The organism is Photobacterium sp. 270122K, assembly GCF_059941365.1.
In genome coordinates, this window is record NZ_JBPOEN010000014.1 from 39,416 (window position 1) to 55,509 (window position 16,094).

General features: G+C 48.3%; 15 protein-coding genes and 1 tRNA gene. 3 read left to right on the forward strand and 13 right to left on the reverse strand.

Features of this window, described 5'->3' with window-relative positions:
- Positions 1–461 precede the first annotated feature (461 nt).
- Both ACSF8W_RS20895 and ACSF8W_RS20900 read right to left on the reverse strand, forming a co-directional pair.
- Positions 462–860: a hypothetical protein gene (locus ACSF8W_RS20895; protein ID WP_500849041.1), complete on the reverse strand. Its 399-nt coding sequence runs from the start codon at positions 858–860 to the stop codon at positions 462–464.
- A 60-nt stretch (positions 861–920) separates the two neighbouring features.
- Entirely contained in the window at positions 921–1,097 is a 177-nt protein-coding gene (locus ACSF8W_RS20900) for a hypothetical protein (RefSeq protein WP_500849042.1), read from the reverse strand.
- A 718-nt stretch (positions 1,098–1,815) separates the two neighbouring features.
- On the opposite strand from ACSF8W_RS20900, the gene ACSF8W_RS20905 reads away from it, so the two are divergent.
- The gene (locus ACSF8W_RS20905) at positions 1,816–3,222 is read left to right on the forward strand and encodes a sugar porter family MFS transporter (protein WP_500849043.1); all 1,407 of its coding nucleotides are present in this window, start codon (positions 1,816–1,818) and stop codon (positions 3,220–3,222) included.
- A 250-nt stretch (positions 3,223–3,472) separates the two neighbouring features.
- On the opposite strand, the gene ACSF8W_RS20910 is transcribed toward ACSF8W_RS20905, so the two are convergent.
- The 11 genes from ACSF8W_RS20910 to ACSF8W_RS20960 form a co-directional block, all read right to left on the reverse strand.
- Positions 3,473–4,036, reverse strand: coding sequence for a hypothetical protein (locus ACSF8W_RS20910; protein ID WP_500849044.1), 564 nt, complete (start codon positions 4,034–4,036; stop codon positions 3,473–3,475).
- Positions 4,037–4,411: 375 nt separating this feature from the next.
- Positions 4,412–5,401, reverse strand: coding sequence for a transposase (locus ACSF8W_RS20915; RefSeq protein ID WP_500849045.1), 990 nt, complete (start codon positions 5,399–5,401; stop codon positions 4,412–4,414).
- A 328-nt stretch (positions 5,402–5,729) separates the two neighbouring features.
- Positions 5,730–6,335: a hypothetical protein gene (locus tag ACSF8W_RS20920; protein WP_500849046.1), complete on the reverse strand. Its 606-nt coding sequence runs from the start codon at positions 6,333–6,335 to the stop codon at positions 5,730–5,732.
- A gap of 364 nt (positions 6,336–6,699) precedes the next feature.
- Positions 6,700–6,790: transfer RNA gene (locus tag ACSF8W_RS20925), tRNA-Ser, on the reverse strand.
- 104 nt (positions 6,791–6,894) lie between these two features.
- Complete coding sequence (locus ACSF8W_RS20930) at positions 6,895–7,401, reverse strand: SixA phosphatase family protein (protein ID WP_500849047.1); 507 nt, start codon at positions 7,399–7,401, stop codon at positions 6,895–6,897.
- Between the two features lie 58 nt (positions 7,402–7,459).
- A complete protein-coding gene (locus tag ACSF8W_RS20935; protein ID WP_500849048.1) occupies positions 7,460–8,716 on the reverse strand; it encodes an ABC transporter substrate-binding protein in 1,257 nt (418 codons plus the stop codon).
- 5 nt (positions 8,717–8,721) lie between these two features.
- Positions 8,722–10,167 (reverse strand): ATP-binding protein, encoded by a 1,446-nt coding sequence (locus ACSF8W_RS20940; RefSeq protein ID WP_500849049.1) that lies wholly within the window; start codon positions 10,165–10,167, stop codon positions 8,722–8,724.
- A 74-nt stretch (positions 10,168–10,241) separates the two neighbouring features.
- The gene (locus tag ACSF8W_RS20945; RefSeq protein WP_500849050.1) at positions 10,242–10,967 is read right to left on the reverse strand and encodes a response regulator; all 726 of its coding nucleotides are present in this window, start codon (positions 10,965–10,967) and stop codon (positions 10,242–10,244) included.
- A gap of 214 nt (positions 10,968–11,181) precedes the next feature.
- Complete coding sequence (locus tag ACSF8W_RS20950; RefSeq protein ID WP_428479755.1) at positions 11,182–11,388, reverse strand: DUF3283 family protein; 207 nt, start codon at positions 11,386–11,388, stop codon at positions 11,182–11,184.
- A 244-nt stretch (positions 11,389–11,632) separates the two neighbouring features.
- Entirely contained in the window at positions 11,633–12,421 is a 789-nt protein-coding gene (locus tag ACSF8W_RS20955; protein ID WP_500849051.1) for a hypothetical protein, read from the reverse strand.
- Positions 12,422–12,648: 227 nt separating this feature from the next.
- Positions 12,649–13,167, reverse strand: a complete 519-nt coding sequence (locus tag ACSF8W_RS20960) for a porin family protein (protein WP_500849052.1) — start codon at positions 13,165–13,167, stop codon at positions 12,649–12,651.
- A gap of 222 nt (positions 13,168–13,389) precedes the next feature.
- Between ACSF8W_RS20960 and ACSF8W_RS20965 the strand changes: the two genes are divergently transcribed.
- Complete coding sequence (locus ACSF8W_RS20965) at positions 13,390–14,856, forward strand: amidohydrolase family protein (protein ID WP_500849053.1); 1,467 nt, start codon at positions 13,390–13,392, stop codon at positions 14,854–14,856.
- Between the two features lie 429 nt (positions 14,857–15,285).
- Positions 15,286–15,996 (forward strand): purine-nucleoside phosphorylase, encoded by a 711-nt coding sequence (deoD, locus tag ACSF8W_RS20970; protein ID WP_500849054.1) that lies wholly within the window; start codon positions 15,286–15,288, stop codon positions 15,994–15,996.
- Positions 15,997–16,094: the final 98 nt, after the last annotated feature.

Sequence of the window (16,094 nt, forward strand, 5' to 3'; positions counted from 1 at the left end):
ATGGTGCTTCTGACACTACGCGACACACCGTGGTAATACGGTGTGTCGCTCAATCTGACTTGCATTGGCCTTGGCCATGTTGGCTGGCTCCCTGATTCATCCATGATAAAGGAAGCCTAGAACGCAGGGCAGGAAAATACTAAAGTGTGGGTGCCTTAGTTATTTTTTCGCGCACTAACTTTCTTTGGAGTTCTTAACTCTGTAAGCGGAATAAAAACCTATAAAGAAGAAAGCATTTGTAACTACTAAAACTAAACCTGAGACAGCAGGCAAGTTAGAACCTAAGATCAATGAAAGTGCATAATACTGAGCACAAGCTGCCATTATGCAAAGAGCTAGCGAGCGCAATAACGTTACACCTTTAGGTAACTGACTTGGATATAACAGGCACAACGAGAAAAGTACGTGAGAGAAATGGATTGTCGCCAATGAAAAAGCAACTATTAAAAATATTATCAACATTATAAATCATCCGCTTTTAGCAAACCTCTGCGTAACAACTCTTTTTGAGCATCTTTTGCATTTGAATTTGTTTGGTATGCAATAACAGTAACCATAACAACCAAAATTGCCGATGCTCGTGATGCCGCTTGTTTTGTTAATCCCATTTTCGTACCGACTTTCGCCACTGGAGACGAGGTAACCGTTTTTTTGAGTTGCTCAGAGGCTTTTAGGGAAGCTCCGATGAATCCTTTTTCATTTGCGGAGTATAAAAATGCTGCAACGCCACCCACTGTCAACGGAACTGTTATATCGATCCCTACAACTTTCAGTGCGTCAGTCACCCCTTTATTCGTATCAAAGAATTCCCTAAGCTCACTGTCTGAAAGAGACCATGAGAACCAATATGGATTAGCCACAACCTGCGATACTAATCCGTACAATGAGGCTTTCAACTGGTTATCTCTCAAACCTAATATTTACTTTAATATTTGCGATTGCTTATTTTTTGGAAGCTGTCTGTAGAGGACAATTCCGGTCATGATCGGTATTGCATTAGTTTGTTTTTTCAAGCGAGACTCATGCTTTTCCATTCCAATTAAACTAGCATAATATTTTACTGGATCAGCACCAATCTTCGATTTTTGAACTCTCATAAAAACTCCTACTTAACATATGCTTGGATTGATACGCTCTAAAAAGTCACGATACAAATCCACTTAGCTTTTTTTCGTATGACTTCACGAAAACTGCAATTTACTGAATCAGTAATCACTAAAATATTAACTATAAGGTGTTGATATGTAGAGCTAACGAATAGTCTGGACTCCCACTCATCCAGACTCTGCCACACTTGATGGGTCAGGATCGATCAACGACCAACGACGGTGACATCCATGATAAATCCCGGTTAACAGCGCCCTTATTCGACCACAATTTTTCTCACCCTTTCCCTATCCATTGACCTTCTACATCCATATTTTTCACTCAATGCCGTGCTATGGCGACTTCCGTCGATTTCTTGCACGACAAAGCTTAAATAGTGCTGTAATACACGTTTGATGATAAAAAAGGAATAATATTACGTTATTAAATAACAATAATACCAATCAATATACAATCATTCCCTCTGCACTTCACTGCTATATTTTGTTTCTGAGACATTCAATTACGTTTTTTATTTATTCGGTTTTCAATTTATTAAATGTGGCTAACATCCCACAAAATATCCTCTTTATGTTTATGCCATTGATGGTGTTCACAATAGCAAAATAACGTAATTAGTTTGTCTAATTAGGCAATTTATGCGCCTCATTTAACGCTTTAAATTAATGCCACTGACAACTAAGAGGCAATTAAACCATGCAAAAAAAGATGCAAAAATCGATAAATGTGCTTCATCTTACAGTGGTCGTGGCTTTAGGCGGACTGCTCTTTGGGTATGACACGGCGGTTATATCCGGTGCAACCGGCGCCTTAACCCACTTTTTCCAACTCTCTGCTGCTGAGCTGGGTTTTGCTGCATCTTCTGCGTTGATTGGTTGTTTCATTGGCGCCATTCTTGCGGGTCAATTAAGTAATTCTAAAGGACGCCGTGGTGCATTGATCATCGCAGCGGTCTTGTTCTTTATCTCTGCGGTCGGCACCGCGATACCCGATAACTACTGGGTCTTTATCTTCTTCCGTATTGTCGGGGGCATTGGTGTCGGTATCGCCTCCATGGTTTCGCCGATGTACATTGCAGAAGTCGCGCCCCCAAGTAAACGTGGCGCGCTCGTATCTTGTAACCAATTTGCAATCATCTTCGGTATGCTGGTTGTTTACTTTGTTAACTACGGCATTGCACTGATCGGCACGGAAGGATGGCTGAATACAACGGGTTGGCGATATATGTTTGCCTCTGAATGTATCCCTGCTCTCCTGTTCTTCGGTCTACTTTTCACTGTGCCGGAAACACCACGTTGGTTAGCGATGAAAGGGCGTGATGAAGAAGCACGTAACCTATTATCAGCCATCAACAAAGGGGCGGCGATTGAAGATCAATGGCGAGATATTCAAGAATCACTCACTGAAACAAAAGGCAAAATTAGCATTGCGGCGCTTGGGATGATGGGCGTACTGGTTATTGGCATTATGCTATCCGTACTGCAGCAAGTCACAGGGATCAACGTCGTGCTTTACTACGCGCCAGAGATCTTCAAGAGCTTCAGTGATTCATCAACCGACGTTGCACTGCTGCAAACGATCCTTGTGGGCGCAGTGAACTTAACGTTTACCGTTGTCGCTATCTTTACCGTCGATAAATTCGGTCGCCGCCCGTTAATGATGATCGGTGCGGGAGCAATGGGTGTATCGATGATCGCAATCGGCACCGCCGCTTACACGAACGCCATCGGTGGCTACTTATTGTTCTTCATGTTGCTTTACATCGCGGCCTTTGCGCTTTCTCTCGGCCCTGTGGTATGGGTACTTCTCTCTGAGATTTTCCCTAATAGCATTCGCTCTAAAGCGCTGTCTATTGCCGTCTTTGCACAATGGTTCGCGAACTTCGTCGTCTCACAAACCTTCCCAATGATGAATGACATGAACGGGTATTTATTCCAAACCTACAACGGTGCCTTCCCATTCTGGCTATATGGCATCTTCGGCATCTTCACCGTTTACTTTGTCTGGAAGTTCGTACCCGAAACGAAAGGGATGAGCTTGGAGCAACTCGAACAAATGTGGGTTGATCGCAACGCTGAATCTGAAAAGCTAAAAACACAGACACAAGCACTGTAATCATCTACAGCGCCCGCTAAAATAAACAAAAGGAACGTTCTCAATGAGGCGTTCCTTTTTTCTTACCTCAACCATCTATGATTGACCGAATCTCATTGAGATATTATTGAGAACCCATTTAAGCGCCCACACTTTATTATCATCATTTATAGACATTTATGATGAGACATTTATGATGACACCCATGATAAAAACCCAATACGTGACCTTTTCTTGCACGCCCATATACGCCTTAATTGATGTGATGAGGTTATGGTTTCGTGCGCCACCATTGCAGTAAGTGCAATAACCCCATTGCGCCATGGGCGTAGAAGTAAGCTTCAATCAGGCCAACACTGGTTTTATGTATCTCAAGTAGCTGAGGGCTTGTACCCGCGTTACTTGCACCGAGATACCATAACGTGCCCGTGACTAAAGCAAGTAATAGTGCCAGTAAACCCAACCCTTCAACGGTCGCAGCCAAGCCTGCGGGGTGAGATTCAGGAAGGCGCAGTGTGCGGAGAACATTGATGTCTTTTTTGATTTGGCTGAAATGGCCAAAAAGCCACGGATACATATCGGCGATAGTACGACGCTTGATCACGTGGTATACAAACACCAACGTGATTGGCAGTAAGCAAAGCCCACTGTACACGTGGAACTTGGCCATCAGGTTGATATTTCCCCAAAGTGTGTTGGCATGAACATGCATGAAATTGGATGAAATGATCTGCAAAAGAACCCAGACGAGGCTCAAACCATGCAGCACTTTTTCTGATGTTGGCAGTTCAGCGAATAGCGCGCCCACCCCTTCTTTTACACGTGATAATGGCATAATGTGTTCTTCTATGCAGACTGATATTTCAATGAACAAAGACAGGTATGTCTGCCTTTGTTCAGCGAGTCTACGCCGTTTATTCTCCCGTGCTAGATGTTTGGCTTCAACATAATTACTCATTTTTGGATATTTGCGTTACGCAATCGTACTCTTTGCTGAAAGACAAGATCGCGTACTGTGACACCCATGCGTACTGCATGATAAAACCCGGTTAACAGCGTCCCTATTCGACCATCATTTTTCTCCCCTTTTCCCCGAACCACTGATCAGTATTTTCGATCTCAGTGCTGTGGTATGGCGATTTCCATCAATTTCTTGCACGACAAAACCTAGCCAAGTGGCTAGTCGATATGAAGCAGTCAATGTGATTTATCAGGCCACGCTTAACAGCCGTCGACTGGCGCTTACCCCTTGAGTTCGTTGCTGGCCAATATGGTGATGGTACTCCCGCAACATATGTTCTTTACCAATCGCACCAGAGAAGTTTTGCTCTAAATGGCAGGCTAACTCCAACCAATTGTCTTCACTCAGGCCAAGACGAGAAATAACATTCAATGCATTTTTTGATATGTAGCCGTGTTTTCCATCACGAACAGCGCGCCCTGTTTCATCGACAAGTAATAAATAGTCGGTAAACACAAAAGGTAAACCTTTGGGCATATTGGCTCGGGGATTACCTACAAAAGGCAGTAGGTTTTTGGGTTGATAGCTTGATTTGGCGGCATTAGCGCGCTTTATAATACTGGTATGGGCTGAGGATTCTGGCGCTGTCGCGATACCTGCCCGAACGGGGTTAAGATCAACGTAAGCCATGCAGGCAACGAGCGCCGCTTCATCTAACAAGGCTTGAGATTTAAAGCGCCCTTCCCAAAAGCGTCCGGTGCAGCCGTCTTCTTTATTGGCTTGACGTGCAATAGGTTCATTCAACAAACGCATAAACCAACTGATGTCATGCAGCCGTTTTCGCCAGTCTTCTGCGATACGCTCGACCGCCTGTAACTGTGCACGATCCATTTGGCTGCGCAGGTTTTCATCCAGCCAAGTATTGGAAAGAAAGTTTCCCTTACACACCCGATGCCAGCGGGTGATCACCTCTTCCTGTGACCACATTTGGGCTTGTTCAGCATCCACATGCAGTACCACATGAGTATGATTACTCATCACCGCGTAAGCACAGATATCAATCGCAAATACGTTAGCAAGAAACAGCAGGCGTTGCTCCACCCATGCTCGTCGGTGTTCGAAACACTGCCCCGTTAGCGGATCTTTACCGCATAGAAAGGTTCTTCTCACACAACGCGATACACAGTGGTAATACGGTGTGTCGGTCAAGCTGACTTGAGTTTTTCTTGCCCTTGGCATGTTTGCAGGCTCCCTAATTCATCCATGGTAAAGAAAGCCTAGAATACAGAGCAGGAAAGTACAAAAGTGTGGGTGTCTTGTTTGTTTCCAGAGGAGAGATGACAGCCAAGAGACAGTGAAAACAGCTAACTCATTGATAATACGGCATTCAAAGTATTATCTTGGCATCGCTCGTCTTGAGAAAAGAGGCAGAGCGATGCCCCCTTCAAACCAGATCGCACAATTGACTTTATAAAGAGGCGTCGGGCTTGTTCAACACCCGGGATTTAGTGTTGGCTGCGCAACACCTTAATCCTTATTTGTTAGGTGAATTTTTGGTTCGAACTCATTACACACCGATTCTATGACGTTCATCGCTACTAAGAACTTCAATACTGTCAATTTCAAAGCCTTTCTTTAGGATCAACTCACTTTCCTGAGACTTTCCGACACATAAAACCTCTGAGTCATGCACTTTCATAGAGAACACAGGTCTATCTTCAAGCCCAGAGACGAATAGAGCATAAGTCGTTAGACCTTTTTCGTCTTTCGCCCATGAGTTACCTACACTTTCTTTCGTTTCACCGATACGCCCAATTCTATATAGGGTCAGTTGCACGCCACTTGGTACATAAGTTTGTTCAAACTTCGATAAGTCAAAATGGAAACAGTCATATTCTCCAGAAATTGTATCTGAAACATACAATTTTACTAAGATCTCTTTTTTACTATTGTCCATCCAGATTTCTTTAATATCTTGCGAATGCTTGACTAGAAAATTAAGCAATACCTCAAGATTTTCGCCATGATCACTCGAGTACAAGTCGTTATTCAGAGAGTCAATAGATACAAAATTCGTATTAAGATAGTTTTTTTCATCTGATGATAAATATTGATCAAGATGCTCGATATCAATTCCAATAACATCGAATAATTTTACTAAGAATGAGGTCATATCGCTTATGGTTACCTACTCATAAAGTGGATTAATATTTCGGTCTTCACCTAACAACTTAATATAGAATCCATCTACATCACAATTCCACATATAATCATAATTGCATAATAACATCGAAGTTAACTCATTGATATTGAAAGGTATCAGTGGAAGTGGAGAAAACAAAAATAGAATCATGCCATATATCACATTCTACATTTTCATCATCATTTCTATATCACGGTTTGATGTAATCGATCTGAAAGAGAGTGCAATAGCAGTGCTGGGGTCGCAGGCGACGAGGGATCTTAAAATCCCGGTTTTCACAAATAAAACTCAACGCATACGAAAAAGCCCAGCATTTCTGCTGGGCTTTAGAATGTGGCGGAGAGATAGGGATTTGAACCCTAGGTGGGCTATAAACCCACGCCGGTTTTCAAGACCGGTGCTTTAAACCACTCAGCCATCTCTCCTGAGTGCGGCGATAATACGAAACAATGCGGAAGTTGTAAATGCCATTTTTGAACAAAACACACCGTTCGCGTTGATTTCCACCAATAATGCCAAAATAAAACAATTATTCGCCATCAGGCACGGCAATATCTCGCTTTGGGTAGTCGTAAAAATACAAGATAGCTTGATCGCCGCTCACGGCTTGCCAGCAGTCCGCCGCAAAGCGAAACACCGCGATGCCACAGGTGGGAATGTTCTCCACCGTCATGCCAAAACGATTCGCCAAATCCGTTATCGCCGGGTTATGGCAAACAATCATCAATCGGTCGACGGTATCGCTGCTGCTCTGAATAAAGGTCAGCAACTCATCGGCCGACTCACTGTATAACGCACTGTGGGCTGCCAACTTTGGTTGGCACGTTAACCCGTTGGCAAAATGGTACGCGGTTTCTGACGCCCGTAACGCGGTGCTTGTGGCAATGAGCTGAGGGCCAGTTTGCCATGCATCTAACCGATGGATCATGGTGGGCAGGTTGCTGTACCCTCGCGTATTAAGTGGACGGTCATGATCATCCAACGTGGGATCATCCCACGACGATTTCGCATGGCGAACGAGAAACAATAACTTCATGTCGCTTCCCCTATACTGATCGCGGTGTATTTGATCAGTATAGAAAAAGTTGCACGTATTACCTCGCCGCTTTCACCGCACGGGCCAGTGTATCGGCCGCTTTGACCGGATCGGCCGTTTTGGCATTAAAGAAATGGCTGACCACATCGAAAATCGCCGCTTGCACGTAACTGGTGGTGGCAATGCCATGCGACACACTCGGCACCAAGCCACCGTCTTTTTCCGTTTGCTTAAAGGCTTGCATGGCCGCTTGGGCACACTGATCAAACGGGGTTAAATCAATGTCCATCCGTACCGGGATCGACCCTTTACTGAGGTTAAACGGCGTTTGAAATGATTTATCCAAAATCGCACGGGCCAGATCATGCTGGGCCTGCTGGTTGGCTTGCCCATTCAATTTAAAGAAGGCAAAGCTGTCGATGTTATAGGTGAACGCGTTGGCAGTCCCTGGGGCTGGCACACACACATAATCGCGCCCGAGCACTTTGCCATCGGCATTGAATTCGCCTTTTACCCAATCCCCCATGATCTGCATAGCGGCGTCACCTTGGCTGACCATTTGAGTCGCATCATTCCAATCTCGCCCGCGATACTCGGGATCCACATAATCACGAAAACGGCGAAACTGAGTAAACACCTCGACCATTTTGGCTCCACCAAGCAAAGACAGATCGAGCTCGACAAAGACGCGCTGGTAATCCTCTGGCCCCAGCACGGCTAACGCAACTGTTTCAAATAAGGTGACGTTTTGCCACGGCTGCCCACCGTGTGCTAATGGGATGTACCCTGCCTGTTTGATGGTCTCTGCCGCAGTAAAGAAGTCGGCCAAGGTCACTGGCACAGCTACACCGACGTCAGCAAAAATTTGCGGGTTCGCCCATAACCAGTTCACCCGATGAATGTTCACCGGTACAGCCACATAGTTCCCATCATGCAGCATGATGTTACGCGCGACAGCCGGTAAAATGTCTTTCCAATGATCGGCCTCGGCGACGGCATTGAGGTTGGTGAGAAACCCTAACCGCCCCCATTCTTGAATCTCGTGGCCTTTAATTTGTGCCGCTAAGGGCGGATTGCCGGACACGGCGCGGGTCTTCAATACCGTCATGGCGCTGTCACCGCCACCGCCTGCAATCGCAAAATCTTTCCACTGGTGACCTTGTGCTTCCATCTTCGCTTTCAGCAACGAGGCCGATCGCGCCTCCCCGCCGGATGTCCACCAGTGCAGCACTTCCACTTCTCCCGCGTGGGCCGTCAGGCTTAGCGTGGCAGCCACCAGCCATGACACCGCACATCCTATTTGTTTACGCTTCATCTGTTTTATTCTTCTTTTAATAATCGAGGAATGTAGACTTTGACTTCCAGTCCACCGTCAGCGGCATTTTCAATCGCCATGTCGCCCCCGTGGGCATGAATGATATTTCGGGCGATCCCCAATCCCAGTCCGTGCCCTTCGTCGTCATCTGCCACGCGCACATACGGTTCAAACACCGCGTCCAACGCGGCTTCAGGGATCCCTGGGCCTTTGTCTTTGAGGATAACAATCAGGGATTCGCGCTCATCAACGATGATCAGGCGCACTTCATGGCCATATTTCACCCCGTTGTCGATCAAGTTGCTAAAGCAGCGTTTCAAAGCCAACGGCTTACCGGTTAACGGCGCAATCTGGGTTTTCGGTAAATGTACCCGTGTTTCGGTTTGGTTATGGCATTCGGCAATGGTACGCAGCAGCTCGTTCACATCCACCAGGGTCAGGTTTTCGTGTAAATCGGTATCACGCACGGTTTGCAGCGCGCCTTTGACCATCATCTCCAACTCATCGAGATCGCGATTAAATTTCTCGATCTTGCTTTCATCATCGATCAGTTCGGCACGCAAACGTAAGCGGGTGATGGGGGTTTTGAGATCGTGCGAAATCGCCGAGAACAGGTGTTCACGATCATCGATATAGCGGCGCACGCGTGACTGCATGCGATTAAACGCCCGAGTCGCCGTGACTAACTCACTCGCCCCTTCTTCTTTTAACGGCGGCTGATAGATATCAAAACTCATGGCGTTGGCCGCATTCGCCAAACGTTTGAGCGGCTTGGTCTGACGGCGGATCATAAAATACGTGAACAGCAATAACAGGGTGGTGATAAACAACATGAAGACCACCTGCTGACTGGTGATGATTTCATTTTCCAGCGTCACGTACGGGGTCGGCAGCAAGGCTGCAATATAGAGCCATTCGTTTTCTGCCAGCTCTAATTGCACCACCAAAATCGGTGGATTCAGGGGTTCTAAGCTTAAGGTGTAATGCGCCCAAGATTTTGGCAAATCACTGAGTAGAATGTCATTTTTCAACACATGTAAGGTTTCAGGGCGGGAGAACTCAACGTTAATGACATCCAACCGAGGCAGTTTTTCCGCTAACACCGCTTGGAACACCCCCACCGCGGTACGCTTCATGGTGGAATCGGGGATCGGGTCGATCCGAATTTCTTCTTGATTAAGCGAGACAAAAAAACGGGTGCCGCCCATGTTGCGTAGCTGATCTAAGACGATATGGCGGTATTCAAGCGGGAGGGACTGGAAGAAGGTGACGGTAGAAGCAAACATGTTTGCCATGCTGGCAGAGGCCGATTCCAGCCCCACCAAATCACGCTGTTTCGATTGCCCATACCAGATGCCGGTGGCAATCACTTGCGCTAAAAACACGGATAACAGGGTCAGCCACAAGGTGCGCGCCAGCAGAGAGGTCGGCCACCATTTACGAAGAGTCATACACATTCCGTACGGGCGTCTGCCATGATGCCATACGACGCAGGGTGGCCCGCTATGCTAATTCAAAAGAGAGGTTATTGTTCGTAAGTTACGTCAGCATTGAACGCATAGCCGTTACCACGAATGGTTTTGATCAAGCGTTGCTGTGTGCCTTTGTCACCCAAGCGATGACGCAAGCGGCTCAGCTGCACATCAATACTGCGCGCCGATGGCGTGGCTTCTCGCCCACGGGTGGCAAACGAAATGGTATCGCGATCCAGCACTTCATTTGGACGGGTAAGAAACAGCATCAACAGAGCGAAATCGCTGCCGGTTAGCTCGTAATCTTTTTCTTTCTCGACATCATACAAACGCTGTGCAGCCGTATCTAAACGCCAGTTAGCAAAATAGATGGCTTTGGGCGCGGCGGGGATCTGCTGCGCTTCGGTAGGCTTAACCCGACGTAATAAGGCTTTGATCCGCGCCATTAGCTGACGGGGACTGAACGGTTTGGCGATGTAATCATCCGCACCCAATTCCAGGCCGATGATCTGATCCATTTCATCAGACACCGCAGTCAGCATGATGATCGGCACATCAGATGTTTTACGAATATACTGACACAGAGTAAACCCGTCATCGCCCGGCATCATCACATCCAATAAAATCAGATCCGGATACCCCATGGCCAAGCGGCGCTTCATTTCTTCCCCTTCCGCCGCCGTTGTCACACTAAAACCGGCTTTGGTCAGGTATTCGTCCAGCAATTCACGGATATCTTGGTCGTCATCCACCACCAAAACCTGCTTGCTTATGCTCATTACATCTTCCTTTCGTTTTTCCCTGCCACTGACGGGCAACGGCAAAACGCCTTATTCATTGCAATCAGTTTGCTTATCACACACCCGTTGCAACGGTGTATTCATGCCAAACAAGATACCAAACAGGACAAAAAAAGGCGCGTAGCGCGCCTAATAATCATGATCTTGGTCTGTAAAAGGATACTTTATCAGCAACCTTCGCGTCGCAAAGCGATCACGCCATGCCCATTTGGATCTTGTATTTGCTCACGGCGCGTTCAAAAAACTCACGTTCGTCGTCATCATCGACACCATTCGCAATCTCAGCAAATACGTCATAGCCTTTTTTGCCATTCTTCACTTGCCACACGGCGTACGATGCCTGCTTATCCAGTTCGATTCGATTTTTTTCTGACTCAGACAACAAGGCCAAATTATGCATGGGAGTACTTCACACCGATTGAAGAAATAGTCGGCCGATTCTAACCAATTTTGCCGCTAATACCAATTTCCCCCGCACAGCCTAGCCGATACCGACTTATCACCCGCCCTCTCCCTAGCCTGGCGTATTGTCATGCCGACGCAATAACAACAAAGCCCGCCAGAAGGCGGGCTTGAGGGGGGCTCATTCTCGTCGGTCTGCAAACAGCAGGCGAATATAAAATCTGATCTAAAAACCTGAACGTTTAAAACCCCAGCAACCACTTAAACGTGATGAAAAAGCCGATCACCACCAGCATCACCAGCCCCACGCTCATGAAGGGGCTCAAGGTGGCAGCACAAGGATGGCGCAAGGCCTCACTGATAGACGGTTCATTCAAGTCGACGCAGTGTTGTTCACGAATATGCGCATCGACATAATGGCGGACGGTTTCTATTGATTCTTCAACCGAGTCGATCACTTGTGCACCCAGCCACTTTTCGCGATCCACCAATTGCGATAGAGCGACCGTTCGGGGCGGGCTGAAGTAACCGGTGCGGCGGTCGATCACGGAAATCGCCACCTGCGCCTCGTCGGTTTCACGCCATACCCAACACGGCAAATACGTTCCTTCAATATTCACCTGGCTGGGATAGGGAAAAGTCTGATCGGTCAACACACCCGTCAGTCGCTCCGACGGGGGGAGGACGAGATGCACTTGCTGCAAACACTGCGCTAACCAATGGGGAAAATTATTGCGAAACGCCGTTTGTCGTAATGGCGCTAACCGTGCCGCCCCTCGCACCACATAATCCAGTACATGCGCATCCACCATGGATTTATCGGGCCAATGGGATTGGGCTATATCGGCGTCTAAGGCTAATTGCTGACACACAATGCCAGACGGGCTCACGATATTCACGGATTGACGCACACCCAACGTACACACGTTGACGGCAGGAAGGTATTCAATGTGCCAAGGCGCATTGGCCTCTTTATGGATGGCGCGGTCGACCTGTTCAACCGTGGACTGATAATGCTCATAGTTGGTCATCGGTCACCTCCAGACAGGCTTGGAATGGACATTTATTGTACAAACAATTCCACGAAGCTACCTTGATCAGCGCCTGATTTTTACCCCTTATTCACTGACAAATGGTCGTCCAAGCCGCTGGTGTGCACATATTCAGTGGGCATTCAGGATAGACACGATAACCAACACGAAAAAGCCGCCAGAACGGCGGCTTCCATTACACGACGTCAACACAATCGACGAGTCTCTTACAGGCTGGCGCCCACGCCAAACAGGATAGAGTTATTGGTCACCTCTCCCATATCGCGGTACTCATACCCCAGCGAGAGATCAACAAAAGGCAACAAGGTAAACACAAAGCCCGCTCCGCCCGTGAAGCCCCACCCGTCATCCGATGCACGCATGCCCGGAGTATCAATATCATAGTCGTAATAGTTAGTGCCCACTTTGGCGTAAACACTGCCAATGACCAGTGGAATATCCCCACGTAACGTTAAGGGAAACGACGTGTAATCAATGTCATTTTTGGCCGATGACAGATCCGAGTCGACCTCCGCACTGCCCTGCACCAACCCCGCATTCACACTCAACAAGTCATTGAAGTGATACGAGGCATTCACGCCATATTCAAACCCGTAATCATCATTTCCATCATACTCAATACGTGCTGCCCCGGCAGACGCGCCAAACGACAAACCGAGCACATCGGCGGAAACCGGCACACTGTACAGCAGTACACATACCGTAACGCCCAGTATTTTTCTCATTGCGATCCCTCAATATCCCATCGATGTTGTTTAACAGGTAGTGCGAACAACCGAAAATTACCAACGGGATGACTATTTTTCGTGTTCCGGCTCACTGCTTACTCCATCACGTTGCAGGCTTTTCACGCGCTTGCGTTGCTCTTTCCGACGAAACACACCGCGTCTGCGCACTTAGGTATAAGCTTAAACACACTGATCTTTTCTTTAGAGAGGCCGCCTCTCATGCTGCATAGTGCTCAACCAGTACGCGGTCAGGCCGTTGCTCGCCACCTACTGCTGTTACTTTCTTTGTGCCTGATCGCAAGTTGCGATCGCTTCCAAGACTCCGCCGCCGCCGATACCATCTACATCAATGGCCATATACTGACCATGAGCCATCCGGTGCATGCCCGTGCGCTATCAATTAAAGACGGCAAAGTTCAAGCGGTCGGGACCCGTGCGGGGGTCATGCGCCATCATGGCGATAACACTCGCATCGTCGATCTCCAAGGGAAAACCCTGATGCCCGGCTGGTATGCGGTGCACAGTTCCTTCATGGCGACGGTTGAGACGCTGGGCATCGAAGCGGCACAATACCGTTACGCCCAAGCGGGTTACACCACCGTTGTTGAAAAACAGGCCTCCATTGCGGCGCTTCAACAACTGCAAGCGGCCGACCAACAACAGGTTTTATCGTTAGATATTCTCGCCCTCGTCCCGTATGCCACCTTTCAATCCACCTTGTCGCAGCAAACCCTGCCACTGCCTTTTCGCCAAACGGGTGACCTCACACCGAGTTCGCTGAAACTGGCCGGGGTCACACTGGCACTGGACGGCGATATGCGCGCACAAACAGCATGGCTGGCTATTCCGTATGCCACCCAGCCACCAGACCGACCGCCTCACTGGCAAGGCCAACCCGCTATGCCCTACAGCCAATTTCTTCACGCTTACCAACTCGCCCTTGATCACAAGGTACAGCTTTTCGTCCATGCCATGGGCGATGCCGCCATTGATGCCTTGATCCAAGCCAGCGACGATTTAGCCATCACGGTCGAACAGCAGCAGCGCACGGTGGTGATGACCTCGCGGTACATGCGAGTGAACCAACTTGACCAATACAAACGACTCGGGCTGCAAGCCTGCTTTGATTCACGCCATCTGGTGAAACACGGGGACAGTGATATCACTTGGCTCGGGCAAGCGCGGGCAGACGCACAGAGTCCGTTACATACGGCCATGTTGCGGCATCTGGCGGTGACCAATCAATGCGAACGCTTTATCCGCCAACGCACCGCCAACACAGACACAAGCCATACAGACACTGCCAGTCATACCGATGACAGCACGCCGGATCGTGTCCCGGACGCCATGCTCTCGGTCTGGAGTGCCGTTAATCGCATGACCGAGCAAGGCACGCTAATGGGTGAAAACGAACGTATCAGCGCCCTTCACGCACTGAAAACGCTGACCCGTCACGCCGCTTATCACTTTTTTGAGGAGAAATACAAAGGCCGCTTGGTACCCGGCATGCAAGCCGACATGGTGATCCTGTCCGCCAATCCACTCGATGTGCCAACCGGGGATCTCCAAACCATTCAGGTCGTCGAAACCATTAAAGCGGGACGGACGTTGTACCCGTCACCGTCTGGCACCGCCCCCGCCGACATCAAACACATACCCAGTTCGCCGTACCAATACTCGCCGTGATCCTGAATCTGCCGTGGGCAAATCAGCCCACCTCCGCCATGCAATCCATTACATCGCAACACAAGCTAAACAGCGCGTTGCATAACGCTAACCGATTGCACCCGCCGCTGACGTGCAAAAATAACACCTTGATATAAAAGTACTTAACCGCATAAAACAGGAAGCAACGTCAAAAATAGCCCTTGTGCCGCGCAAACGATACCCCGCTAACTTTCAACAGTATTGGTAATCACGGGAGGCGTTTTCGCAAAAAGCCCCATAAAATGTGACTAAGATCGCGAGAATTCACGCATCGCTTGCTTACACTTTACCCATAAACAAAACGCCACCGCGCACTGCTTTTTCGGTGGCTGAGCCACTCGGCGCCTATGACACATTGGCTATTCAACCCCATCGTCTGAGACGATCACAACTATGCTGGAGTAAACTATGGCTACCCCACACATCAATGCAGAACTCGGTGATTTTGCAGAAACCGTTCTGATGCCTGGTGACCCACTGCGTGCACAATTTATTGCGGAAACCTACTTAGATGACGTCAAGCGCGTGTGTGACGTACGCAATATGTTCGGCTATACCGGCCTGTACAAGGGCAAGCCTGTTTCTGTGATGGGTCACGGCATGGGGATCCCGTCTTGTTCGATTTATGTCCATGAATTGATCAAAGATTTTGGGGTGAAAAACATCATCCGTATCGGCAGCTGTGGTGCCGTGCATGACGACGTCAAACTGATGGATGTCATTATCGCGATGGGGGCCTCGACGGACTCGAAAGTGAACCGCATTCGCTTTAACCAGCATGACTTTGCGGCGATTGCTGACTTCGGCTTGCTTGAAACTGCCGAGAATGAAGCCCGCGCCCAACAGGTACCGGTACGTGTCGGTAACGTCTTCTCGGCCGATCTGTTCTACAGCCCTGAAACCGACTTGTTCGACAAAATGGAACACCTTGGCATGCTGGGTGTGGATATGGAAGCGGCGGGGATCTACGGTGTTGCCGCAGAACTCGGAGCAAAAGCCCTGACCATTCTGACTGTATCCGATCACATTAAACGTGGTGAAAAACTCAGCGCGGAAGATCGCCAGATCTCCTTTGCACAAATGATGAACGTGGCGCTAGAAACCGCCATTAAGCTGTAAATCTCGCGAAAGCCGACCGATTTACCGCACCATTTAGTGGCTATGTGTCGTTACTTCGCTATCCCGCCGCTCAATATTTTGTAAAATGTGGCGTCTTA